Annotated in this window: 19 protein-coding genes and 1 pseudogene; 5 read left to right on the forward strand and 15 right to left on the reverse strand. The window is 62.4% G+C overall.

Going from position 1 to position 23,342, the window contains the following annotated elements:
• Nucleotides 1–373 precede the first annotated feature (373 nt).
• Nucleotides 374–1,291: a DUF2325 domain-containing protein gene (locus ACPCJR_RS24835; RefSeq protein WP_391516024.1), complete on the forward strand. Its 918-nt coding sequence runs from the start codon at nt 374–376 to the stop codon at nt 1,289–1,291.
• Nucleotides 1,292–1,638: 347 nt separating this feature from the next.
• On the opposite strand, the gene ACPCJR_RS24840 is transcribed toward ACPCJR_RS24835, so the two are convergent.
• Both ACPCJR_RS24840 and ACPCJR_RS24845 read right to left on the reverse strand, forming a co-directional pair.
• A complete protein-coding gene (locus tag ACPCJR_RS24840; protein WP_391516025.1) occupies nt 1,639–2,100 on the reverse strand; it encodes a DUF2380 domain-containing protein in 462 nt (153 codons plus the stop codon).
• A gap of 246 nt (nt 2,101–2,346) precedes the next feature.
• Entirely contained in the window at nt 2,347–3,357 is a 1,011-nt protein-coding gene (locus tag ACPCJR_RS24845; RefSeq protein WP_391516027.1) for an AraC family transcriptional regulator, read from the reverse strand.
• A gap of 94 nt (nt 3,358–3,451) precedes the next feature.
• Here ACPCJR_RS24845 and ACPCJR_RS24850 point away from each other — a divergent pair, with 94 nt between their 5' ends.
• Nucleotides 3,452–3,922: a regulator gene (locus ACPCJR_RS24850; protein WP_391516029.1), complete on the forward strand. Its 471-nt coding sequence runs from the start codon at nt 3,452–3,454 to the stop codon at nt 3,920–3,922.
• A 351-nt stretch (nt 3,923–4,273) separates the two neighbouring features.
• Here the strand turns inward: ACPCJR_RS24850 and ACPCJR_RS24855 are convergent, their stop codons facing one another.
• From ACPCJR_RS24855 to ACPCJR_RS24905, 11 genes are all read right to left on the reverse strand, one after another.
• On the reverse strand, nt 4,274–5,659 hold the full coding sequence (locus ACPCJR_RS24855; RefSeq protein WP_391516031.1) for a pilus assembly protein TadG-related protein: 1,386 nt from the start codon (nt 5,657–5,659) through the stop codon (nt 4,274–4,276).
• Nucleotides 5,660–5,747: 88 nt separating this feature from the next.
• Nucleotides 5,748–6,821, reverse strand: a complete 1,074-nt coding sequence (locus ACPCJR_RS24860; protein WP_391516033.1) for an HD-GYP domain-containing protein — start codon at nt 6,819–6,821, stop codon at nt 5,748–5,750.
• Between the two features lie 429 nt (nt 6,822–7,250).
• Nucleotides 7,251–7,706, reverse strand: a complete 456-nt coding sequence (locus tag ACPCJR_RS24865) for a hypothetical protein (RefSeq protein WP_391516035.1) — start codon at nt 7,704–7,706, stop codon at nt 7,251–7,253.
• A gap of 152 nt (nt 7,707–7,858) precedes the next feature.
• Nucleotides 7,859–8,290 carry an IS630 transposase-related protein gene (locus ACPCJR_RS24870; protein ID WP_391516037.1) on the reverse strand — a complete coding sequence of 144 codons (432 nt, stop codon included), beginning with the start codon at nt 8,288–8,290 and terminating at the stop codon, nt 7,859–7,861.
• 88 nt (nt 8,291–8,378) lie between these two features.
• Nucleotides 8,379–11,522: a polysaccharide deacetylase family protein gene (locus ACPCJR_RS24875; RefSeq protein ID WP_391516038.1), complete on the reverse strand. Its 3,144-nt coding sequence runs from the start codon at nt 11,520–11,522 to the stop codon at nt 8,379–8,381.
• Between the two features lie 216 nt (nt 11,523–11,738).
• Nucleotides 11,739–11,894: a hypothetical protein gene (locus ACPCJR_RS24880; RefSeq protein ID WP_391516040.1), complete on the reverse strand. Its 156-nt coding sequence runs from the start codon at nt 11,892–11,894 to the stop codon at nt 11,739–11,741.
• A gap of 32 nt (nt 11,895–11,926) precedes the next feature.
• Nucleotides 11,927–12,142: a hypothetical protein gene (locus tag ACPCJR_RS24885; RefSeq protein ID WP_391516041.1), complete on the reverse strand. Its 216-nt coding sequence runs from the start codon at nt 12,140–12,142 to the stop codon at nt 11,927–11,929.
• A 226-nt stretch (nt 12,143–12,368) separates the two neighbouring features.
• A complete protein-coding gene (locus ACPCJR_RS24890) occupies nt 12,369–12,611 on the reverse strand; it encodes a hypothetical protein (protein ID WP_391516042.1) in 243 nt (80 codons plus the stop codon).
• A gap of 618 nt (nt 12,612–13,229) precedes the next feature.
• A complete protein-coding gene (locus tag ACPCJR_RS24895; protein ID WP_391516044.1) occupies nt 13,230–13,583 on the reverse strand; it encodes a hypothetical protein in 354 nt (117 codons plus the stop codon).
• Between the two features lie 479 nt (nt 13,584–14,062).
• On the reverse strand, nt 14,063–14,500 hold the full coding sequence (locus tag ACPCJR_RS24900; RefSeq protein WP_391516046.1) for an HU family DNA-binding protein: 438 nt from the start codon (nt 14,498–14,500) through the stop codon (nt 14,063–14,065).
• A gap of 35 nt (nt 14,501–14,535) precedes the next feature.
• On the reverse strand, nt 14,536–15,072 hold the full coding sequence (locus ACPCJR_RS24905) for a CYTH domain-containing protein (RefSeq protein ID WP_391516048.1): 537 nt from the start codon (nt 15,070–15,072) through the stop codon (nt 14,536–14,538).
• A 523-nt stretch (nt 15,073–15,595) separates the two neighbouring features.
• Here ACPCJR_RS24905 and ACPCJR_RS24910 point away from each other — a divergent pair.
• Entirely contained in the window at nt 15,596–17,275 is a 1,680-nt protein-coding gene (locus tag ACPCJR_RS24910; protein ID WP_391516050.1) for a methyl-accepting chemotaxis protein, read from the forward strand.
• Nucleotides 17,276–18,288: 1,013 nt separating this feature from the next.
• Here ACPCJR_RS24910 and ACPCJR_RS24915 read toward each other — a convergent pair.
• A pseudogene (locus ACPCJR_RS24915) lies at nt 18,289–18,707 on the reverse strand (arsenate reductase ArsC).
• Between the two features lie 297 nt (nt 18,708–19,004).
• Here ACPCJR_RS24915 and ACPCJR_RS24920 point away from each other — a divergent pair.
• Together ACPCJR_RS24920 and ACPCJR_RS24925 are read left to right on the forward strand one after the other, a co-directional pair.
• Complete coding sequence (locus tag ACPCJR_RS24920; protein WP_391516051.1) at nt 19,005–21,773, forward strand: EAL domain-containing protein; 2,769 nt, start codon at nt 19,005–19,007, stop codon at nt 21,771–21,773.
• A 713-nt stretch (nt 21,774–22,486) separates the two neighbouring features.
• Nucleotides 22,487–22,744, forward strand: coding sequence for a hypothetical protein (locus ACPCJR_RS24925; protein ID WP_391516053.1), 258 nt, complete (start codon nt 22,487–22,489; stop codon nt 22,742–22,744).
• A 138-nt stretch (nt 22,745–22,882) separates the two neighbouring features.
• Here ACPCJR_RS24925 and ACPCJR_RS24930 read toward each other — a convergent pair whose 3' ends face one another.
• Nucleotides 22,883–23,182 carry a hypothetical protein gene (locus ACPCJR_RS24930; RefSeq protein ID WP_391516055.1) on the reverse strand — a complete coding sequence of 100 codons (300 nt, stop codon included), beginning with the start codon at nt 23,180–23,182 and terminating at the stop codon, nt 22,883–22,885.
• Between the last annotated feature and the right edge of the window lie 160 nt (nt 23,183–23,342).

The raw sequence follows: 23,342 nt of genomic DNA on the forward strand, positions 1-23,342 counted from the left end.
CCTCCGCCAAAGCGCTTGACGGGCAACATGAGGCGCTTTCGAGTTCGGCGTATGTCCACCAGCCGCGGATATTGCATCGTTTGATGTCCGTCACGTCGAACGCGAAGGTACCGGACGCACGCACCTGTTCCGCTAGAGAACGGAGTGCTTCGTTCTTCGAGAAAATGAAGCGAAATTGCCGAGCTTCAGGGCGTCGAGATGCTTAGACACCGTCGGCTTTGAACGAGAAATCTAACGATTCACTCGTTGATGATGACTTTAATCTACATTTCCTCGAAATCAAGGGGGAACTACAAATGTCGGAAACCCTTCATAGCAGCCTACACCCGCGTGTGTGGCCGAACCGTTTCGGCGGCTTTGGAGTGCGCCTCGGATGCCGGACTGCCCTTCCCGTCATCGCGGCCATGCCGTCTCGCGAAACGCCCTCGCCGCGGTCTCCCTCGCCGACACGGGTTCAGGCATCCTCCCGGACCTGCTCGGCCGGTTCCTCGAGCCGTTCTTCACCACCAAGGAGGTCGGCAAGGGCACGGGACTCGGCCTGTCGCAGGTGTTCGGCTTTGCAAGGCAATCGGGCGGCGACATCCGCGTGGCCAGCACGGTCGGGGAAGGCACAACTTTTACACTCTACCCTCCGGAAGGTGAGCAAGAGGCGGTCCCGGCCCGTGTCCGCGGGCCCGACGGGGGCGTGACGCCTCTCGGAACGGGGCAGCGCATCCTCGTTGTCGAGGGCAACATTGGGGCCGGTCAGTTCGCCACCCAGATCCTCGAGGTGGAAGCCCGCTTGGCACGGGAAGCGGCTCATGCCGAAGCCCTGGAGGAACGCCTCGCCGTGCTCAGTCACGCCACCAAGCGCCTCAGCGTTGATCTCGCCGCCGAGATCGCACGACGGACGGCTGCGGAGGCCGAGCTAGCTTCGCTCGAAGCGGCACTGGAGGGGGCGGACCACGATGAGGGCGTTGATCCGGCACACGGACGGATCGAGGGACGGATCTTCCTCTACGTCGGCGGTCGCCCGCGTCAGGTGAGGAACCTACGCCGTTTCATCGATCAACGAGGCGGCCGCCTCCTGAGCCACGACGGCGGCATCGACGACAATCTCGCTCTGCTGCCTGGCCTCGTGGGTCAGGCCGATTGCGCGGTGTTCCCAGTGAGCTGCATCAGCCATGAGGCGAGCCTGCTCCTGAAGCGGCACTGCGAAGCGCTGACCAAGCCGTTCCGTCCGGTCCGCAGCGCGAGCCTCGCCAGCTTCGTACACGTCCTCGAACAGCAGGAACGAACTGCTGGGTTGTGACGGATGCGCCAGATGGTGCGGCTCTTGCGAACCGACGGTACGGTTCGTTCTTGGAAGCCCTACAGGTCCACTTCCTTGCTGAGCTGGAACGTGCGCGGAGTCCCGAGATAGGCGGTGTCTGCGCCCGTGCCACCGTTGATGTTGCCAGGGGCGATGGAGGCCCAATAGTGCGTGTCGGAGACGTTCAGGATGTCGCAAAACCACCCGACCCGGTCGTAGAATAGACCGACAGGTCTCGACCCACCCTGGTCTTTAAAGCCCGCCTTTGTGCTCCTTAGAAGCTGAGGTTCCGCATCCGGGCGCCATGTGCCATTTGCGATCTTGGCGACGCCGACATTGCTTCGCGGTTACCGCTGCACCTGGGGTGCAGCCTCCCTGATTTGGTCAATCAGGAACGCTTCCGCGCGATGCCAAGCCTCGTCGTTGTCGCCACGAAAATTGAGCTCAGTCGAAAAGAGGACCCCGTCCGTCCGGGCATCGACGATCCGAGCCCACATCTGCATGATCAGAGTGCTGCTCTTGTGAACGACGCCAACGAAGACAAGCTCGGCTCCTTGCGCTCGCGCCGTCGATAGCAGGCAGGTGGTGGTTTCCTTCGTGCAGGTACGCTGCACGTCCTCGGCTAGCACCGGCACTGTGCGGTACCGTCCCAGCGAACCGAGGTCGGACGTTAGTTCGACCGCCATCGTCTGCAAGCGGAGGTGATGCTCGGCCGTCTGATCCTTTGGCTCTGCCGAGGTGTCGAGCAGCTTGATCGGAAGGACCGCGAGCGTTGTCGCCGGCGGCTGCGCTTTCGCCGGCACTGCCATGGCGCTCATCGCAACGAGCAGGGCAGCGACCTTGCAAAGGCAGCGTGGTCTCGACTGCGACGTCCGTCGGGGTTGCAGGCTGTACGCTAAGGCTGAAACGGGCTGCTCATGCATCAGGGGGCGGTCCTCCTTGGGCAGGTCGTTTCCATGCCGAGCATGGGATCGCCTGCGTTGACGCCGACGATAAGCGATCCGCTCGCACCCGAATTGCCATTTCGCGCCATTCGGACAGGGGGCCGTCGCGGATCAGTCCGTGCCCAAGCGTCTCCTTTGGACGCCACTCCGCCATTGGCTCGGTGTGACCCCGGTCCAATCCAGGAATGCCCGGGTGAAGTGGGCGGCATCCGCGTAGCCGAGTTCCAAGCCAACGCGACCGATGGGGAGCGTTGCCATGGCCAACAGCTCCTTCGCCCGGTCTCCGAGGACCTGGCGCTGGATGTCGGCATAGCGGGTCCCGGCTTGTTCCAGCCGGCGCTGCAAGGTCCGACGCGACAGACCAAGGCGGCGGGCGACCCAGTCGATGGACGGCCGTGATTCGTTCAAGCTCAACGCGATGAGCTGGGCGACGCATGTGAGGAGGTCGTCTTCGATCGGCCGGCCCTCTGTCGTACCCGTGAGGGTGGGATCGAGGCGGCTTGGATTGGCGGTGTCGCAATCACGGGCGGGGAACACGAGGCCGGCCTGCGGCCCGAACGCAATTTCGCAGCCGAACAGCGCCTCGATCTCGGCGCGGGCGAACATGCTGGCCCCTGTGACCACGGCGCGCTCCGGACGCCAGGTGGACCCAAGGAAGTGCCGGACGGTGCCGAGCAGGTATCCAAGCGCCAAGACCTCGTTCGACTGACGTCCGCTGTCGATCCGCTCCGCGACCGTATAGCCATAGAATGCGCGCGCACCCTGTCGGCGTAGGCCCGTCCACGTTGCGGTTTGCAGTACGACGGGCGTGACAACCTCGACCCGCGCCAAGGCGGCACCGAGGGTGTCAGCTTCGCGAACCTGAACGCCGATGGGCCCAAGCCCAGAAATGCCGGTCTGTATCGAGAGCCGCGCGGGCAGCGCGGGATCGCCGATCTCGCGGATGGCGGCCTCAACGAGCCGAAGCTGGTCGCGCAGCAGGATCAGGCGGTCGGGCTCTTCGAGCAGGGTCAGGGGCATCTCGGCACGAGCAAACACCCGTGCGAGCGATCCGCCCGCGGCCGTGACCGCCTCGGCGATTGGCCCCATCGTGCATGCCCTGGTCAGGCCGTATCCCGCCATGCCCCCTCCACGGGCGAGACGATTGCTGTGCTGGCACCGAATGGCAAGACCGCGTCACGCCGGCAGCATACGCTCAAGTCCAAGAGATCTTCGCGTGATCGCGAAAGACCAGGGAAACGCTATGCCGACGCTCGCATTCGATGATCGCAACATCGCGTGGCAAACGACCGACGGCTTCGATCATGCCGCCTTCTTCATCTTGAACGTCGATGAATCGGCGCGCAGTGTAGACCTGCTTTTCAAGTTCGCGGCGAACGAACGCATCGCGCTGCACCGACACGGCGCGGCCTATCGAACGCTCGTCCTGCAGGGCGAACTGAGAATCTATCGACCCAACGGCGACCTAAAAGAAATCCGTTCGGTCGGGAGCTACGTCTCTGGCCGAGCCGGTGGAGAGCCTCATACGGAGGGCGGCGGCGACCAGGATGTCATCGTCTTCTTCACGAACCGAGACATCGACGGCCCAGTCTATGAGATCCTCGACGATCGCCAGGAGACGGTGACCACTTTTGGCATGTCCGACTTCAAGGCGCTTTTCCAAGCCCAGGCGTCATCGACTGCCTAAGAGCCGAGGCGGCCGTATCTGATCCTGTCAACTCTCGCCCCGGAGCGGACAGTCGCAAATTGACCCAACATAGTCGTTCATGTTGTTGCGAGCGGCACCCGAAAGCGGACATAGAACCAGCCTATGTCGAACGGCAAGGAATGACCCTTTGCGGAAGCTGGGAAGGTCCGCTTGCGGGCTGTCTGCAAAACGGGACGTATGACCTAGATGGGTGGGTTTGCGACGGTCTGCTTCCGGGCGAAGGTTGGGAGAAGCAGACACAGCCGTCGTGCCAGGTCACGACCCTTTACGGGAGTTGGGAGGGTCCGCTTTCGCAGCGCATACTCAGCTAAGCGATGATGCAACATCACCTTATTGCGTGAGCTGCGTGTCGGCCGAGCTCGGTCCGACGCCGGCCGGCACGGGCACGTCGGTGCTGCCGTAGCGGGCGTTCAGCATCAGGTTCGGGCCGTCATAGAGGTTGATCGTCCGGGCGATGATCACCGTGTAGGCCGACTGGTCGGCGACCGGCTTCTTGGAGTCGATGATCAGGCGCCCGACCGGTAGATAAATCGTCCCTAGCAAGGTGCGGGCGTCGTCGCTGATAATCCGGTACTCGCGTTGCGCGATAAAGCCGCCTGGGGCCGGTTTTGGCTTACCTTTTCCGCCCAGGGGAAGGAGAGATAGGAGCCCTGAAGGCGCAGCGCGGTCCTCGAAGAACAGCAGGCCGGCCATGGAACCGTCTTTCGGAGCAGTCAGGCTGACGACGCTCTTGTCGTCGAAGAGCAGGCCGCCGCGCACGCCGGTGAAGTAGAAGCCCGTGTTCACACCGGTGAGCGAGCCGCCCTTATCCACGACCAGAGGCCCGTCCTTCATGATGTAGACACCCGGTTTCAGCGTCACCTGGCCCTTCTTGGTGATGTGCAGACCGCCGCAATAGGTTCCTGGATCGAGGGTGACGGTGCCGCTGACAACGTTCAGGCCGTAGAGCGGGTCGTCGATACCATCGATGAGCTTCTTCGGATCGACGAAGAACCCGAGGCTGATGCAAGAGCCCGGCGTCGGACCCTGCCGGTCGATCAGGGGATCGCGCAGGGCCGGGCAGCCGGTGGCCGGCGGCGGTGTGAAGTTCGCGCCCGTGCCGGTGTAGCCACCGGCCGAGCAGGTGGAGAGGGCGGTGGCGACCGCCGCGTTCTCGGCTTGGATGCCCCCGGGGCTGGCGGAGTTCGAGTAGAGCGAGCAATCGGAGGCGGTGATGCGGGCCGCGCTCTCCAGGTGGAAGGCGCCCATCGCCTGACGGTCGAGGGCGAGCAGGCACAGCCGCGTGGTGCCGGCGAGCTTCGCCGTCGAGGAGACACTCACCTCCAGGCTCGGGGTGTTGAGGAGCTTGCCGAAGGACAGGGCGACCTGCTCGGTGAGCGTGAGGCGAACCCCGGAATGGTTGTTCAGCACCTCGGCCGTCACGGCCGGAGGCGCCGCATTGCCGTTGCGCGCCTGAGCCAGGGCCATGGCCTTGGCGGTGCGGATCGCGGCCGCGTCGTCGGCATTGGCGAGCTTGAACTGGTTGACGCCCGCGATGCTGCCGCTGTCGGCGGCGCGCTGGAGCTCGGCCCGCCGCTTGACCAGGGAGGCGTAGTCGATCGCCACGGCGCTCAGGCCGGTGAGGATCGGAAACAGCAGGGCGACGAGAACCAGGACGCCGCCGCGCTCGTCGCGCCTCAGCCGTTCGAGGAGGCGTCGTGCGCTACCGATTGTCATGCCGCCGTCATGTCTTGCGCACGTTTCCAGGGACTGAATACGGTCGATAGGTTCTTCGCGCATCTGGCTTGGAACGCGGGACAACGGATCACGAGACGAGCCTGACCACGTCGTGGTTCTGGTTCTCATCCGCCGCTGAACGAGCCGCCAGGAGCGGCTGGTCGTGGGCCTTCAGGAAGGCGTCGACGCAGCGCGGGTCGAAATGGCTGCCCGCCTGTTCGCGCATGTGGGCAAAGGCGTCGCTGTGCGACCAAGCCTGCTTGTAGGGACGCTTTGAGGTGAGGGCATCAAACACGTCGGCGACGGCGACGATACGGCCCCCGAGGGGGATCGCTTCGCCCCGTAGACCATAGGGGTAGCCAGTGCCGTCCCAGCGCTCGTGGTGAGTGGCAGCGATCTCAGCGGCCAGTCGCATGACGGCAGAAGCACTGCTGCCGAGAATGCGCTGGCCCCGTTCGGCGTGCAGCTCCATCTCCCGCCGTTCCTCGGGTGTGAGCAGGCCGGGCTTGAGCAGGATAGCGTCCGGCACGGCGATCTTGCCGACGTCGTGCATGGTTGCCGCCAAGCTCATCAGGCGGCATTCGTCGGGCCCAAGGCCGAGGGCCCGTGCGATCCGTCCCGCAGAGGCCGAGACCCGTGCAATATGGTCGCCTGTGTCCGTGTCCCGGCTCTCGGCGGCTCGCATCAGCGTGGAGATGATCTCCCGTTCACGATCCTCAACCAGAGCGACGGCGGCTGCGACCTCGCGGGTGAGCTGGGCGGCATGGTCCTGAAGGGTTCGATGCGCCTTCGAGAGTGCAAGCAGGTTCGTGACGCGGGCACAGATTTCGACCGGGTCGGCGGGTTTGGTCAGGAAGTCGGTCGCGCCGGCCTCCAGGGCCTCGCGCCGCAGCTTGCGCTGATCGAGACTGGTGACCATGACGGTCGGGACGTGAGCGAGCTCCGGAATGCTTCGGACCGCCCGTATAAACTCCACCCCGTTCATGCCAGGCATGTCGTAGTCGGTGATCACGACGCCAATCTCGGCCGCGTGTAACCGAGCGAAGGCGAGCGCGTCGGCCGGTACGGTGAAGTCGTGCGGCCGGCAGCCGGCAATGGGTCGCAGGGCGGCGACCACGAGCAGGTTGTTCATTTCGGCGTCGTCGAGGACGAGAGCCAGCATCAAGCAACGTTCCAGGCTTTGTAGAGCCCCCTCATCCGTCACGACATTCTGGCGACACCGGTAGACGAACGATACCACGATAGGATCCAGAGCGTTGCCAAAGCTTGAACACAGCGCACTTATCCTCGATTTCCAGGCTGCTGCATTCCATTCTTCGAAGTCAGGCACGGCCACTTAATAGTATGGCGTTGGGCAGCTTCTGCGGTACCATTGGGTCGCCGGGGAAACGCCCGCTTCAAGGTGAGGGTCATGGTCCGTTCTCTACCCTTTTCGGACTTTGTCACAGGCAGCCGTAGGTGTCAGCAAATCACTGTTTTATCGACATGTAGCCCCGGTGCCTATGTGTAGATAGCGAAGAAGCCCTTTGGATCCAATAGCTATTTCTTCCGCAGATTGGTGTGCTCATTAGCTGTTAATCACAATTATATTTCAATTCGGACGGATCAAGTCTTCGCTGAGCGTCCTATCAATCGAAATCTTACTAAGATTAGAAACATGAATACCTTGCTTTAACTCAGGTCTGGCGTAGCGATGCCGCTCTTTAGCCATCCTGTGCACATATCGCTGGGCGCGCCGGCGTTGAAATGAAGCGTATCGGATGTGGAACCCCGCAGTTCGAACCTTAGGTTGAGGAATGTTGTAGGCAACCGCACTAGAAGGTAATCGAGGTGCGGCTGCGAGAACGGCTATGGGGTTGGTGAGAACTGATCGCGCAGCCGCTTTCTCCGACCCGCAGCTTGAACAAATTGATCCACTGATACGGCTCCAAGCTGCTTTATCAGTCGCTAGCATTTCCTCAAGGTTGCGGGCAGACGGTGCAGTAGCACCCGTCAGAGAGGTTACAATGCCAGTAAGAATGGCAGCTACGGCAATGTTGATTTTCATTCCGTCTCCGACTTGGCCTGATATCATAGTAACTTTTGCTACCGCTTAAACGCAATTGCACGGAGTCTTTTACACTCCATTCTCCGAGGGGCCAACAGTTGCGATGCAAGCACAAAGGTGCATTTGCGACATTCTCTCGAATGCGGTCGGGGTCAATATCGAGCTAGCCCTCGAACCATATCCCTCGCGCTGCCTTCACGTCTGGACCGTCCTGCTCGTGCTCGGTCGCGTAGCCGGTGCTTTTTTCGTGTGATGCCATGGCGCTTGAAGAAGCGCGTTAGGCTACTCCGGGCCACGTGGAGGCCACGCTCGGCCAGAGCCGCCTGCAACTCGTGGAGGACGATCTCCGGGCGTTGCTCATAGATCGCCAAAATCTGGTCGGCTTGCGCCTCGATCCGATGCGAACGTCGATCCCCACCCTTCCGCTTGGGTGTGACGTGCCCCTCCCGCGCAAACTGCCCGCACCACCGACTCGCACTGGTCAAACTGACCCCGAAGTACTCGGCCGCCTGATGCCGCGAAGCCCCCGCTGCGACGGCAGCCACGACACGTTCACGCAAATCGACGGACAAGGCCGAGGACATCGGCACTCTCCTTCACCAGCCAATCCTTCAGCCCACCATCCGTTACACACCGTTCGGATGATACCCCTAGAGGCAAGTCCTATCGGATTTAGGCGATCACTATGAGATCCTGATAGTGAAGCAGGGCATTATTCGAGAATGTCGCAATCGGTGTTGCTGCTACTCCGCCAAGGCCATCTGGATCCCAGCTTAGAGTATGAGAGCCAGAGTTGAAGATGAACTCTGCGTGCAGCTTCGTTGCGAGGCCAAGAACGTTGGAGTCGAAATAACTACTCGCAAGGGCGCCAATGGGGAGATGGTAGTCCGAAGCATGAACTTCGAGCTTGTCACCCTGCGCAGGGGTGAAGTCCGTCACGCGGTCAACGCCGTGACCTGGCGTATTGAAGATGAAGATATCCGCTCCGAGCCCTCCGGTCAGGACGTCGTTCCCCCACATGCCTTCCAAGGTGTCGTTGCCCGCCCCACCCGAGAGCGTGTTCGCCGCGCTGTTCCCGGTCAGGACGTTCGCCAGGGCATTGCCCGTCCCATTGATGGCGGCCGTCCCCGTCAGGACGAGGTTCTCGACGTTCACCGGCAGGGTGTAGGTGATCGAACTCTGAACCGTGTCGGTCCCGCCATTCGCGGCCTCCACGACGGTGTCGCCGATATTGTCGACGATGTAGGTGTCGTTGCCCCCGAGCCCTATCAGTGTGTCGGCGCCCGGTCCGCCATTGATCACATCGGCGTTGTCGGTCCCGATGATCGTGTCGTTTCCGGCCGTGCCCACGGGCGCTGCCGAGAGGACGACGGAGACATCGTGCTGACCCAGTCCGTTCAGGGTCAGGTCCAGGTTGGCGCCGGACAGGCTCGCGGCATCCGCTCCGGTGATCTGCACCATCTGCCCGGCATGGGACTTCAGCTGGATGATGTCGTGGCCCTCACCGACGACCGAGTAGCTGAGGTTGCTGCCGTCACCGGTCACGCTGAGGAGGTCGGACCGGTCCGCGAGGGTCGTCAGGTGGGTGACGTCGTCCGGGGTGCCGTCGAGGGCGATCTGGAAGGTCCCGCCCGCCTTCGGCACGAAGACGCTGTTGCTGTCGTAGGCGTACCAGCCGGCGACGCTCTTGATCGTATGGCCGGTGCCGACGTCGAGGGCGAACTTGCCGAGATCTCCGGCCGCGGTGGTCGCCGAGGCGGTAAGAACGTTCGTGGCCGCGTTGTAGCTGTAGCCGACGTCGGACTGCTCGAAAGTCGCACTGCGCTGCGCCAGATCAGCCAGGGTTACGAACTCCGAGCCCGCCTGGGCCGCCCGCGCGATGAAGTCCGTGAACATCTGCTGGGTGTAGCCGGCATCTGTCGTGTCGGTCAGCCAATCCGTCGGCCCGTAATCGTGCCAGGGCCAGACCACGACCGGTAGGTCGGAATGCGCTGTGAGGTTGTTCCACTCCGTCGTCCAGGCCGCCTCGGCCTGGGCTGCCGTGAGGTGCTGGTAGCCCACGAGGGTGAAGTCGAAGGAGGTGTCAGGGGCGATGTAGACCGACTTCATATCCGCTGCCGCGGGACTGAGGTAGCCGATCGCCCCCGGATATCCGGCGCCGATCAGGGAGGCGCCACCGGAGATGTAGGGATAGTACTGCTCAATCTGCCGGGCGGTCGCGAGAGTGTCGGATGCACCTGGAATGGCAGCCCCGATATTCGTCAGCCCAAGCTGCTGCTCGATGATCGTGCGGGATTGCTGGAACTCGGACTGGAACTGGGCTGGGGTCAGGACATTCGTGTCCTCGGGATGACTGATCGAGTGCGAGCCGATCTCGTTCCCCATGGCAAGGATCTGGTTGTAGTACGGTTTCGAGTAGGTCCAGTCGGTTGTCTCGCCGGCCGCCGGATTGTTGCCGATATCGATGTAGTACGATGCGACGAAGTTGTAGGCCTGCTTCCACTGCGCCAGGATCGGCAGGAGCTTGTCGTAGATCCCCTGTCCGGACGCGGGGTGGACGTCGTCGGTGTACATGGCCTGGTCCATGTCCACGCGGGCGGCGACGATCGCCTTGTCCCGGCTCATGTGAAGGCTGACGTCCGGTCCCGTCGCCGGTGCCATGGTCCAATCCAGGGCGTGGCCCAGCATGTTGTTGTCGGCCAGCATGCCGTCCGTGGCGAAGTGAACGTTCTTGCCCCCGGTCTGGGTGGCCATCACGGCGACATGCGACTGACCGCTGACGGTCTGGTTGGCGAGCGTCGTGCCGAGCCCGTCCGTGCTGGTGAAGAACTGCGTGCTGATGTTCGTGTACTGGTGGATCGACGACCCGGCGGTATATCCGGCCATGATCGGATTGGTGGTGGCCGCCGCCGTGACGTCGACGTTCACCCCGTTGACGCCTCCGCCCGGACTGACATCCAGGAGCGCCTTCATGCGGGCATAAGAGTCGCCGGGGAGTGGGGCGTTCTTCTCGTCGTTCGTCATGAAGTCGCCGGCGGTGATGATGCCGACGTGGTAGGTCTTCTCCAGTGTCGTCAGGGTGTCGGTGATCGCCCCGACATTGGCGGCAGAAACATTCCGGAACGATGGGAAGATCAGCTCGTCATAGTTCGAAAGCTTTGCCAGATTGGTAAGATCGGACTCGGAGAGAAGATCGTAAGGCACGCCGGCCGCTGTGGCCTGGTTCTGCGCCGCCATGAACAGCTGCGAATACGCCATCGTGCTGAAGTAGTTCGCCGCTGTCGAGTCCGAGTAGACGATACCGACCTTGTGCCCGGTGTAGGTTCGCGCGGGCAGCGAACTCGGGTCGGTGATCGTGTAGGGCCCGGCACTGTAATCGCCCGGCAAGAAGATGGTGTTGTTCACGTCGGTCAGGACGTTGAGGCTCTTCGGCGCCCCGACCTGCGCTGCCGAGACGCTCACCTCCAGGACCGTGTGATCGGCATTGTAGGCGAAGGTCAGCGGCGTCGGCGACACGAGGGTCTGCCCATCCGCGCCGGTGTAGAGGTACGGCTTACCGTCTGCCGCGATGTTGATGTTGTAGTCGTAGCCCCCGTACAGGCCCCAGATGTTATACCCGGTCGAAGCATTCCGGTCGGTGTTGAGCCAGATCGTGGTGTACGTCCCGATCGATGTCCCGACGGGGGCCTGGATCGCGAAGGTCAAGGTGCCGCCTGAGAGATCGCCGTAGAGGCTATAACCCGCCGTCGTCGTTCCAGGGGCATTCAGCAGATTGGCAGAGGTCCAATCGCTCAAGCTTCCATCGATCGTATACATGAGGAACGTGCCTCCCTACGATATGAGGCATCCGTCAGCAAACACAGGGTGCTTGTCATGAGGATGCTGGTCGGCTCGAGCTTCCACTTGGATGAAAGCTCATATTGCATAGCCGAAGGCACCTGTTGCGTGCCAACATTGGCTGACACGAAAGAAATACGCCTTTAATCCAGCACCTTAAATCATTAAATAGTATTAGTTTGCTCAGACTATAGATCAGAAATGCCAATCACTATGAGGAGTCTCAATGCTGATATTAGTTAGTGCGATATCCTCAAACGCGTACTCTCCGCGTCGGAATTCGCCGCGTGCCAGAGCCGCCCAGAAGGCACGGTATTCACCCTCCGCCTGAGCCGCCGGATCGACGAACATCGCGGGCTCCCAACCGAGGCTCGGGCAGGGCCTTACTCGACGAAGGACCAGGCCGCGCGCAGCACCTTCGTTTCCTCGTCGTCCAAGGGCGCCAGCCACTCCATGTCCTCGGCCTGCGTGGGACCGGCATTGGGCTTGGCCAGTCCGGAAGCAGCCGAGAAGGGTACCGGTCGCCGCGCAATCCTGCGCCGCAGATTGTGTCGCCGGGCGACTCGTGCCGGATCACCTAAGGAGAAAGTCTGCCTCATGGCGGCCTCCGAAAGACGTCTTGCAGCCGGAAGGCCGCAAGGCGATCCATGACGTGCGGGTTCGAACGTTCGTTGAGCCATATCAATCGAGCGCAGCTTTTTTCGGGGCAAATGACGCGGTCGGTTCTTCCGCCGGCATCTGGGAGGCTCGCGACCTCGGGTAGCCCGAGGCGACCGGGGCGATGGGCGCGCGACATCTGGAACAACGACAGGATGGCCCTGGGTCTCATGTTGTCTCACCATGCGAGGGGGCTTCTTCAACGACGACCGGCGCGCGAAGCTTGCGAGCGACCTCGCCGGCCACCTTCAAGCCCGCTTGCACCGCCTCCGCGCGCTCGTGATATTCCGGACGCGATCGAAGGATCAGCAGACGGGGTGGACCGCGATAGATCGCCCAGGCCCATGGCATTGGGGCGATACCGACAGCCTCGGCTCGGACCGTCAGAAGATCGGTTGGATCGTGGGACATGGCGCATCCGGCTCCTGTCGGAACCCTCCTTGCCTCGCGGACGGTCAATCGCTTCCTGACGGCTTTCTGTACGGTCGAGGCTCACCGGAACGCCCCCGGATGCACCCAGGCGGCACCCAGGCGGTCCGTGATCCGCCCTGTGTATGGGTTCAAAGGTGTCGAGCGCGTTCCGGACGCGGTCCAGCAAGGGTGGCAGGGGGCGTGGCCCGAACGGGTCCTCTGCGACGTAGGCCACGAGGACGCGTGCGATCAGGTCGATGCGCTCGCGTCGCTTTGGATCGGAGCGGGGACGCGAGTCCCAACGCGCGTGGTCGCCGGTCCCGAAGACGGGCGAGCGCTTCGAAGGCAGGGCCCAACATGGGCGCGACGGCTTCATCGAGCCATCCCTGCGCTACTGCAAAGGGCCACTGCAGACGACGACCGCTAGTCCGGCCGGGGTCTGCCCGCACTCGGTGCACATGAGACGTCGCGCCACCGCCACGACGCTTTCCGAAGCGCCCGCATCGAGTTCCTCCCAGGTGGCCCAGGTCGAGACCCGGCAGCTGGGGCAGTGCGGGATGCGCAGGCCCCGATGGCCGGAGCGTTGCCAGTCGGCGACCGTTTGCAGGAAAGCCTCGCTCATATCGGCCCCCCGGTCCGCAGCTCTTCCGCGCGCACGTCGTAGGCGATCTGAAGGGTTGCCGGGGCTGGCCCCCCGCTCCCCGGATGGTCCGGGTCGCCGCGCAGGTCCGCGATGATCTCGTCGAGCTCGGACGCGGCCGTCGTGTAGAGTTGGAAAGCGCAGCGCCGGGAAGCGCGCTCGGTCGGGTCGGAGGCTGACCCGATCCCGGCAAATTCGTGCCAGGCCTGCTGACGCAGCCTGGTGGCCAGGTGCCGGTACTGCTGAAGGATGTCGGCGCCGACCTCGCGCGCCTTCTCCTCGACGGTCCTCTGGTCCGTGTCGACGAGCGATAGGATGATGCTCTGTGCCATCGTCACTCTCCATGGGGGAACTGAGCGTTGGACTTGGGGTCGGGGGCACGGACGAGCCGAAGCGGCCTCGACGTCCCCCTGTATGATGCCCGCGCCGAGGACCGGCGGGGATGAACCGAGGTGACGGGAAACCTGACGTGCTGACGATCACTCCATCGAAGGGGGCGGGATTACGCGTACGCATCCCCGGCAACAGCTGGACGGTACCAAGCCCGTCGTCGGGCGCACCAGAGCCAAAGCAGAGCTTTCGGTCGCTGCCACTAAATCCAATACGATCGCGCTTGTCCAGACACAAATCCGGTCATCGCGTCAAGAAATGACCTAACATATGCCATATAAGCAACAAAACCATTCATTGCATACAGTCTTGGCGGGTGCACCAAAGTAATTGGTTGGCTATGTAGAGCAGGGTGTCTACAATTCTCTACCAAGAAGACGGGATCAACGGCCTGGAAGCTATTCATCCGATCGGTAGAGCTTCAACAGGTCGGCGCAGAGCTCCTTTCGTCGCGGGGACGACGTTGGCTCAAGCGGGGCAGGCGGAATGGTTCGGCGGCCCACAGGGGCTCCGCTGTCGACGGGGAGCGGTTCAGACAAGCTCGCATACCCTTGCTGGGCTTGAAGGTGATGTTCTTTTTCCCTGCCACGGACACCCGCGTGCCAGTCTTGGGATTGCGAGCGAACCGGACGCCTCGCTCTCTGACCCAGAGGGTTCCAAACCTGCGGAGCTCTACCCGATCACCGGCCAGCAACCCATCCGAGATCCGGCCCAGGATCGCGTCAACGACCGCCTCTACATCCTTCCGATAGAGGTGCGGGTTCTGGGCCGCGATGCGTAAGATGAGCTCGGACTTGATCATGAACAGACCTCCCCCTGAAATCATCGATCCGCCAGCCCCCGCAAGGCCATCATCCATTCTTACGGCAACACCAACGGTCTCACGTCGAAGCCTTACCGGACGAGCAGGCGTTCTGACTTCAGATCAAGCGATGTACAGAGGGGCGTCACGTTCCAAGCTGCGCTCTGCAGCGGGATGGCCGCTTGGCTTGCAAGCCGAGAGTTGCGGTACCGCTCGTCCAGGGTCACTTCGCGGGAGATCCAGGGCGGCAGGATCACGACCTCGCCTTCATGTGCGAGTTCGATTTCCGCCGGGATGAGGCCGGCGAGTGGGCCCGCGAAGATGTCTACCTCCCAGATCGCCCCGGCATGTTCGATGCGGTAGCGCGTTTTCTCGATCCGTTGGTCGGGCCGCAGCCCTGCCAAGGTCAGCTCGGCACGCCTGGAACAGATCTCATGCTCGTGCTCCTGCCGGGAGCATCCCTCACGCCTACCTTTCCATGCCATGAACGCTCGGCCGCCGGCGCGACGCACCCGGATCGTGTTCGCCGCATTGGTGTAGAGGTATCCTTGGACGATGGGCGTCCCGACGCGGCAATGGACCAGGGCTGCGTTGGTCGCGATGAACTTGCGTTCGATTTCGAGTGCCACGGGGCTTCTCTGCGTCCGGTCCTAGTCCTCAATCGGAAAGTTCCGGCCAAAAAACAATCGATGGATTTGATAGGATGAGTGGATATCTAGCTTTAAATGAGTGGATATTAGATTTACTAGATCACTTTTTCGTGATATGACAGGAAAAGTTGCATTGCGCCTGTTGATGTGTGTCGGATCGTCCGACTGGACGAAGAAACTGTCGTTGCGATCGTTGACGCAGAGTGCATCACCGTTCGAAGGGTATGTCGAAATCGCTTATTCCCGGGCCAATGAGCGAGCCTCATGTCGACCGGATGGTCAGTGCATGTTGCCTCGGGTCGGCTCCTTTCCTCTAAGCAGCTAAATTTCGAAGCAATAGAATAATAGTTTGATCGCTGCAAAAGGTTTACTATATAAATAGCACTGATATTTTAAAGCATTCTCCCAGCAACGTTTGCCAGCTATCTTTAACGCGTCTGTAAACGATCTTGGCGCAAGGGTCCGTCCGATCCTGCTTTATACGGAAATCGGCCTTCGTTTCATGCGCATCACCCTCGGACACAAGCTTGCCGCCGTGGTTGGCCTGCTCGGCCTCGTCTCGGTCGGTATCTCCGGCTTCGCCCTGCACCAGGCCTCCCAGGAGGATCAGCGCACCGCGGTGACCGAGGCCATCTGGGACGCTGGCCTGCAGGCGCGGACCCTGGCCCAGGCGATCGAGCACGCCGTCGTGCAGGCCACGGCCGTCTACACCGCCACCGATACGGATGAGGCCAAGGGCCGCCTCTCGGCCTTGCAGGCCGCCCTCGCCGAGGTGGAACGGTCCCGCGCTCCCTTCCTCGTCGCGATGGACGGCCAGCTCTCACCCGAGCGCAAACGCAAGCTCGACCTCACGGTCAAGGAGTTTGTCTCCTACCAAACCGATACGGCAGAGCTGGGCCTCACCATCTCGCCCAAGGCGGCTCTGATCCAGGCCACCGACGAGGCAACGGTGAAGAACCGCGAGCGCATGGTGCGCGAGATCAACGCCCTGGGTACCGAGGTGCTGACGCGCCTCGAGGTGCAGCGTGCAGCGGCGGCCGAAGCGCAGCGTTGGGCCACCCTGACGCTCCTGACGGTTCCGGCGATCGCGCTGGTCTGCGGACTGCTCGCCGCCTTTTGGATCATCGTGAGCCAGATCCAGCGGCCCCTGCATCGCCTGAAGGGCACGATGCAAACCCTGGCAGCCGACCAACTCGACGGTGTGATCCCCTTCACCAAGCGTCGCGACGAGATCGGCGAGATGGCGCAGGCCATCCAGGCCTTCCAGATCACCCTGGTCGAGAAGCGGCAGCTCGATGCGCAGGCCGAAGCCCGGACAACCGAGGACGTCCGACGCGCCACGGCTCTGGCCGAGGCCACCCGGGCGTTCGAGGCCGACACCGAGAGCACGGTCGCCGACTTGACCAATTCGGCTGCGACGATGCAGGTTGCCGCCGATACCCTCTCCGGTACGGCCGGAGACACGACGGCGCAGGCTATCCGGGTTGCGAATGCCTCCGACCAGTCCGCCGGTGTCATCGACAGTATCGCCGGCGCGGCCGAGGAGCTGTCGAGCTCGGCCCGGGAGATCGAGGAACAGGTGCGGCATACGAACGAGATCGCATCCGTCGCCTTGTCCGATACGCGGGGCCTTGAGACGACGGTGGGCGCCCTGTCCCGAGCCGCGAGCGAGATCGGGGCCGTGGTAACGCTGATCCGTAGCGTGGCCGATCAGACGAACCTCCTGGCCCTCAATGCCACGATCGAGGCGGCGCGCGCCGGGGCGGCCGGTCGCGGGTTTGCCGTCGTCGCCGCCGAGGTCAAGACCCTGGCGAGCCAGACCGCCCTGGCCACCGATCGGATCACCGGCCAAGTCGAGGCGATCCAGGTGGCGGCCGATGGTACAGCAGGCGCGATCGGTTCGATCGGCCGGACGATCGCACGGATGAACGAGATCGCGGCTGAGGTGGCTGCGGCAGCCGATCAGCAGGGGCAGGCCAGCCAGGAGATTGCCCGCGCGATCGCCAGCGCTGCCGCCGATGCCCGAACCGTGTCCGAGAGCGTCGGAGGCGTCCAGGAGGCTGCGGCCTCGAACGAGGTCCAGGCTACGCAAGTTCGCAACAGCGCCCTGCAGGTGACTGGCGGGGCACATAGCCTGCAAAGGGCGATCGAGACCTTCCTCGGCCGGGTCCGGGCCGTGTAGGCCCGTCCGACGGATTAAGGAGACCGGGCGCGGCGAATGCCGCGTCTGTCTGCTTCAGGCCGCCCACGAGGCTGTCGTGGTTTGAGCGAGCATCAGCGTCAGGTCCACGAGTGGCACCGAGTGAGAGACTAGGGTTCCCTGGATCTCGGTGCGGTGTCCTGGCTCTTTTGCGCCGACCATCGGGAAGACCCGATTTGCGTTCGGGCACTCGTCGAGCAGACGGTCGACGAACGACCCGACCAGAACCCTGTGAATTAGCCTGCCAAGCAGAATCATTGATTACGGCGGAAAAGAAAGACGGCGCAGCCTCAGGAAGGTGCGCCGCCAAGGAGAGGCTCCGGGTCTCGGGAAGGAACCATGCCCTCACCTACGCGATGTCGGTGGCGAATTGCGTGCTGAATCGGACACAGCTCCCAACCGCGGCGTGTCACTGATCTGTCATACGTAGCGACGGCTACACCGGATCTGACGGCGTTCGATGGATACGCGGATCAGCCGCGCGGCGGGCGTCTTTGCCTCACTCGGCCGACGGCGCCTGAACTCCGAGAACACCTTTTCGAGGGCGATGATTCGGTCACAAGGATGGGGGTATGCCGCCTCGAGCTCGTCGAGGGCATCCGCAACCTCTGCAATCACCGTCGAGTCGGTGATGCGTACGGCGGCACTCATTTTCTGCAAGCAAATGTCTGTCGGCTCCATAGCGAAAATACAAGTCTATACGTCTATCGATGTCAATCGCTGAGAACTATGCGCTTACTAACTATGCGCTTACTCCGGAGTTAGTGCGCCGCACAAGATCCATTTCTCCTGGATCCGTGAGCAAGCCCCCCCCCAAGGGCACCGCCAGCGACTTTGAGCCGCCTCCTTGCCGGGGCGGCTCCTTTGTTACAGAGCCTCGAGATGTTCGAGAATCTACGATGCAGCGGCCATCTCGCAGTTGAAGACGGTATCAGCCAAGTCGTTGAACCGTTGCGGGCGAACCGTCGAAGAGTTTGTTACCCACCGTTCGAGGGCTATCCGATCGCCTCCACGCGGGACGACAGGGCAACCGCATCCAGTTCGTTGATCGGCAACGCAATGAACGCCCCAATGCGGTTCTTCAGATAGCGCTGGGTGGTGACGAGTGCGGTTTTCTGATCGATGGTCGATCCCTCGACGGAAGCAGGGTCCTCAATCGTCCATTCCGCCGTCACTGGTTGCCCGGGCCAACCCGAGGAAGGCATCCCTGGACTTCGCGTGCAACCTGTCGATCGGGCAGTTACTTTCTCGGAGAACCTGCAAGGCCAGCGGGTGCGGCTCGCTGCTGGGCTGGATACCGGCGGAGAAGGCCCGGAAGCGTCCGCGCCCCTCCTTGCTGAGCATCGCCTCCGAGGATCGAGCGGGCCGCATTGCGCGTCGAGAGAAACAGGACGTTGTAGATGCGCTCGGACATGCACAGGGTCTCCCTCAGGGTCTTGGCTGCAATCGACCAAGCCATGCCGGGCAAGCCGATGCATCGAGCAATCTTACGCGGAGAGTTTTGCCGACTATATACTTGATATTATGAGGGTACTATCCGCAAACTCTTTGCGATTGCTTAGCAGATTTGATGCTGTACGTCCCTGACGGGATCATTCCGACTTCCCGCAGCGGTGCATCCAGCGTGATACAGCCCCCGTCGTTCGAGCTCCCGGCTAACCCCGTGCTGGCCCTCTGCGAGCGCTGGCAGGCCGCGCGTAGGCCGGGGGCGATGCTGCCGCCCTACGAGGAGATCGCGCTGGGCCATCTTGGTCGTCTGGCCGATGGCACCGCTTTGATCCGTGTGGAGGGAGGCGAGCTGGCTATCCTGCGCATGGCGCCCCGGTTCGAGGCTTGGCTCTACGGGTCGGACTTGGATCGGGATACGCCGGGGCGCAGCGACTGCGCCCGCGTGCTGCGCCAGGGCGTGTGTCGCGCCCTGACCGACGCCCGACCAGAGCGACAAACGGCCAGCCGGGTTGAGAACGGGATCGTCGAGCGCCATGAGATCCTGGCTCTGCCTTTACAGACGCAATGGGGCTTTCCCCTGGTCCTGGTCTATGTTGGCGAGCCCAGCCTCCGCTCTAGCCTCATCGAGCGGGTCTATCAGTCGACCCACGAGGGGATCCTGGCCTTCACCCCTGTGCGGGACGAACATGGCCAGCTTTGCGATCTGCAGATCGTCACCTTGAACGCAGGGGCCGCGGCTCTGATGCGTCAGCCCGCCAGCGCGCTTCTGTGGCAGCCCCTCTCGGGCCTCCAGCTCGGATTGCACGCGCACAGCATCATCGCCCGACTCCTCGGTCTGGTCGAGCGCGGAGGCAGCGCCGATTTCGAACTCGACTACGTGCGGGATGGGGTCGAGTTCTTCCTCAAGGTTTCCGCCTCGGTCCTCGACGATCTCCTCGTCGTCACCCTCGTCGACATCACCGAGCTGCGAACCCGCGAGGCCTCCTTCCGGCTGATGTTCGAAGCCAACCCCCTGCCGATGTGGGTGGTCGAGGCCGGCTCCTTGCGCTTCCTCGACGTCAACACGGCCGCTCTGGAGCACTACGGCCACGATCGAGCGCGCTTCCTTGGTATGAGCCTGGTCGACCTTCTGCCGGAGGAGGATCGTGATCGGGCACGCGCCATCCTGATGAAGCGCGCCACCCCGTACGATGCCGACCGGGCCTGGCGGCACATCCGAGCCGATGGCGCGAGCATCCAGGTCATGCCCTATGCCCGCCCGCTGACCTTGCGTGGCTGTCTGGCCATCCTCGTCACTGTCATCGACGTGACCGAGCGTCAGCTCGCCGAAGCCGAACTGCGCCGGACGCGCAGCTTTCTTGATACCGTGGTCGAGAACATTCCCGCCGTGCTCTTCGTCAAGGATGCTGTCGAACACCGCTTCCTGCTGGTGAACCGCGCCGGGGAGGAGCTCTTCGGCGTTCCCCGCGCCGAACTCCTGGGTAAGACCTCCCACGATCTGTTTCCCCAGGAGATCGCCGCGCGGGCGATCGAGCAGGACCGGTTGGTTGTGCAATCCGAGCCCGGTGAAGCCTTCGTCGAGGAACGGGTGTTCGAGACCCGGGCCAAGGGACGACGCCTCCTGCACATGAAGAAGCTGGCGGTCTCCGACGAAGAGGGCAGGCCGCGCTACCTCCTCGGGGTTGGCGAGGATGTGACGGAGCGACGTGCCATCGAGGCGCGGATCGCCCATATGGCGCATCACGATGCGCTCACTGACCTGCCGAACCGCGCCTGCTTCCATGAGCGGCTGCAGGCTGCCTTCGCGCGTCAGCACCGGCAGCCGCAGCAGGGCGCCGTGCTCTGCCTCGACCTCGACGGCTTCAAGGGGGTCAACGATACGCTCGGGCACGCGGCCGGCGACGCCCTCCTGCGTGCGGTGGCAGATCGTCTGAGAGCCTGCGTCCGTGAGACTGACACCGTCGCGCGCCTGGGTGGCGACGAGTTCGTGATCCTCCAAACCGCCGTTCCAGCTCCCGAGGCGGCCAGCCAGCTCGCCGCCCGCCTGATCGGGCAGCTCTCGAAGCCCTTCACCATCCAGGGCCAGTCCCTCGTGGTCGGTGCAAGCCTGGGGATCGCCATGCTGCCGAGTGACGGAGCCACACCGGACCTTCTGCTGCACAACGCCGATCTGGCACTCTACGGCGCAAAGGCCGAGAAGCGCGGCAGCTTCCGCTTCTTCGAGGCAGAGATGAACGCCCGCGTTCAGGCACGCCGGACCATCGAGCGGGACTTGCGGCAGGCCTTCGCGACCGGCGGTCTGGAGCTGTACTATCAGCCCATCCTCGACGTGCAGAACAACCGCATCAGCGCCTGCGAAGCCCTCCTGCGCTGGCGCCATCCCGAACACGGCTTCGTCTCGCCGGCCGACTTTATCCCGATCGCCGAGGAGACCGGTCTGATCACTCCCATCGGCGCATGGGTCCTGCGCCGGGCCTGTCTCGATGCCGCTTTCTGGCCGGAGTCGGTCAGGGTGGCAGTGAACCTCTCGCCAGTCCAGTTTCGACAATGTGGACTGGTCTCGGCCGTCCTCACGGCGCTGTCTGAGTCGGGCCTCAGACCGGATCGACTCGAACTGGAGATCACCGAGTCGGTGCTGCTGGCCGACAGCGAGGCCAATCTCGCCGTGCTACACCAGCTCCGCACCCTGGGTGTGCGGATCGCCATGGACGACTTCGGTACGGGCTACTCGTCGCTGAGCTACCTGCGAACGTTTCCATTCGACAAGATCAAGATCGATCAGTCCTTTGTGCGAGAACTGGCAACCAACCGCCACTGCGCGGCGATCGTCAGGGCGGTGATCCGGCTCGGCATCGATCTTGGCATTACCACGGTGGCTGAGGGCGTTGAGAGGGTCGAGCAGCGCGATCACCTGCAATGGGAGGGCTGCGACGAGATGCAGGGCTACCTATTCTTTCACCCTATACCGCTCTCGGAGTTGACGCCGATGCTCGCAGCGCCTGAGGCTACGGCAGCCTCACGCGCGGCCTGAAGCTGATCTACTGTCGAATCAGCCGCAGGATAAGCATGGTCCCACATAAGATGAAGGTACCAGCGAGTACGATTTCGAGCCGACTCATAGATAGTAGAGAGACGCTCTCGAATGAAGCCACGTTAGCCCGTATTTATCCTCACAAAACTGTGATCTTAGAAATATTCTGGTTTTTGCTGCCTATGGGCAAGTTTTACGGTTCTCGGCGCCGGGGAAATCTATTTCTCTATCCTGTCTAGCTCTATCCACCGCCGGATCCCATATCGCCCCCGCACAAGATCGTCCCTGTAAACCCGACTTTCTAGCGCAACGCCTTCCTTGACCTTCTCAACGAGGAAGCATCGGAAGGCCGTTAACGGCCGGGCTTGTTGCTGTCTTCGTATCTACAGCAAGAACTAAGACAACGCGTCCGCTCGGCACGCCCGATTTAGGTAGACCGCCTCCGGATCATCCAACGCCTGACACACCCGATGTGTGAAGGACGTGTCTTTCACAGACGCGAGAACATTCAAGAAGTGCCGACATCGTTCGACGGCTGGCATGCTATTACTCCCCCTGTCACATACGATCGAACGCCGAATGGTATACGTAATGCGTTGCGCCATCGATCCTTCCCAAGGATGGTTGCAACGGGTGCGGTCGAGCGGGCAGGCTTTCCTCTCCTCGTCCCGTTCGACCCACCTTCCGGGATACCCAATTGGAGCGCCAATCCGATGGCTAAGAATGGCAAACCGATCGATCTGAAGCAGGAGACGGCCGACATCTCGACCAAAATCGCAGGGTCCTACGAGAAGCTAGCCGGTAAGTTTCGCCAGAAGGCCCAGCATGCGGCTGAGAAAGTCAAAGACGCGAAAAATGAGGAAAAACGTGCTCTGTATCGCCGCCGCTTCGAGCTGTACGGCGATGCTGCCACAGATTTGGAGGATCGGCTGCGACAGCTTCAAGGCAGCGGCGAGAAAGGGAGTGATTAGGCTCTGCCGGCAGGATGGGAGCTTCCGGTACAGGCGGCCAAAGGTTTCAATCAGTCGCGGCTATTCCAAATAGGCGCTAACGATTAGGTGCTCGGCAAAAGCCCGGGCAGACTTTTGGCCAATATCAAACCGGCTTGCTCAGTGAGAACTTTTCGTTTCCCCTTCCTTCTTATGAATTTTCTTCTTACGTAGTTTGGCGGCCTTTGGCGGCTCGCCATCATCTGCAGAGCGCTCATTGAGAGCGAACGCATGAAGACCTTTTACATGCTCAGGGTCAGCACCGTGGCTCTCGATCAGCCTGTAGAAGGCTGCGCGGACAATTTCCTTCTTGCTGGCGTTCGGATGCTTCTCGCGAGTGGCAGCCATCAGGTCCTTGGGCTTCGTCGCAGAGGCTGCAAGCTCACGAAGCGTATCCGCCAACGTCTCGATCGAGGTCATTCAAACTCCTTACATCATCACGCAGCGTGTTGCGGCACTGCGACACGAGATTGTCATGTAAGCTACCTAGAGCAGTGTCCGATCGGATTGAATCGATTGGGGTTTTGAGAGCGGCGCAGATGTGATTCGATGCCCGGCTTTCGAGGAGGAGAGCCGGATG

It is taken from the genome of Methylobacterium sp. NPDC097929, assembly GCF_049543375.1.
Taxonomy (GTDB): domain Bacteria; phylum Pseudomonadota; class Alphaproteobacteria; order Rhizobiales; family Beijerinckiaceae; genus Methylobacterium.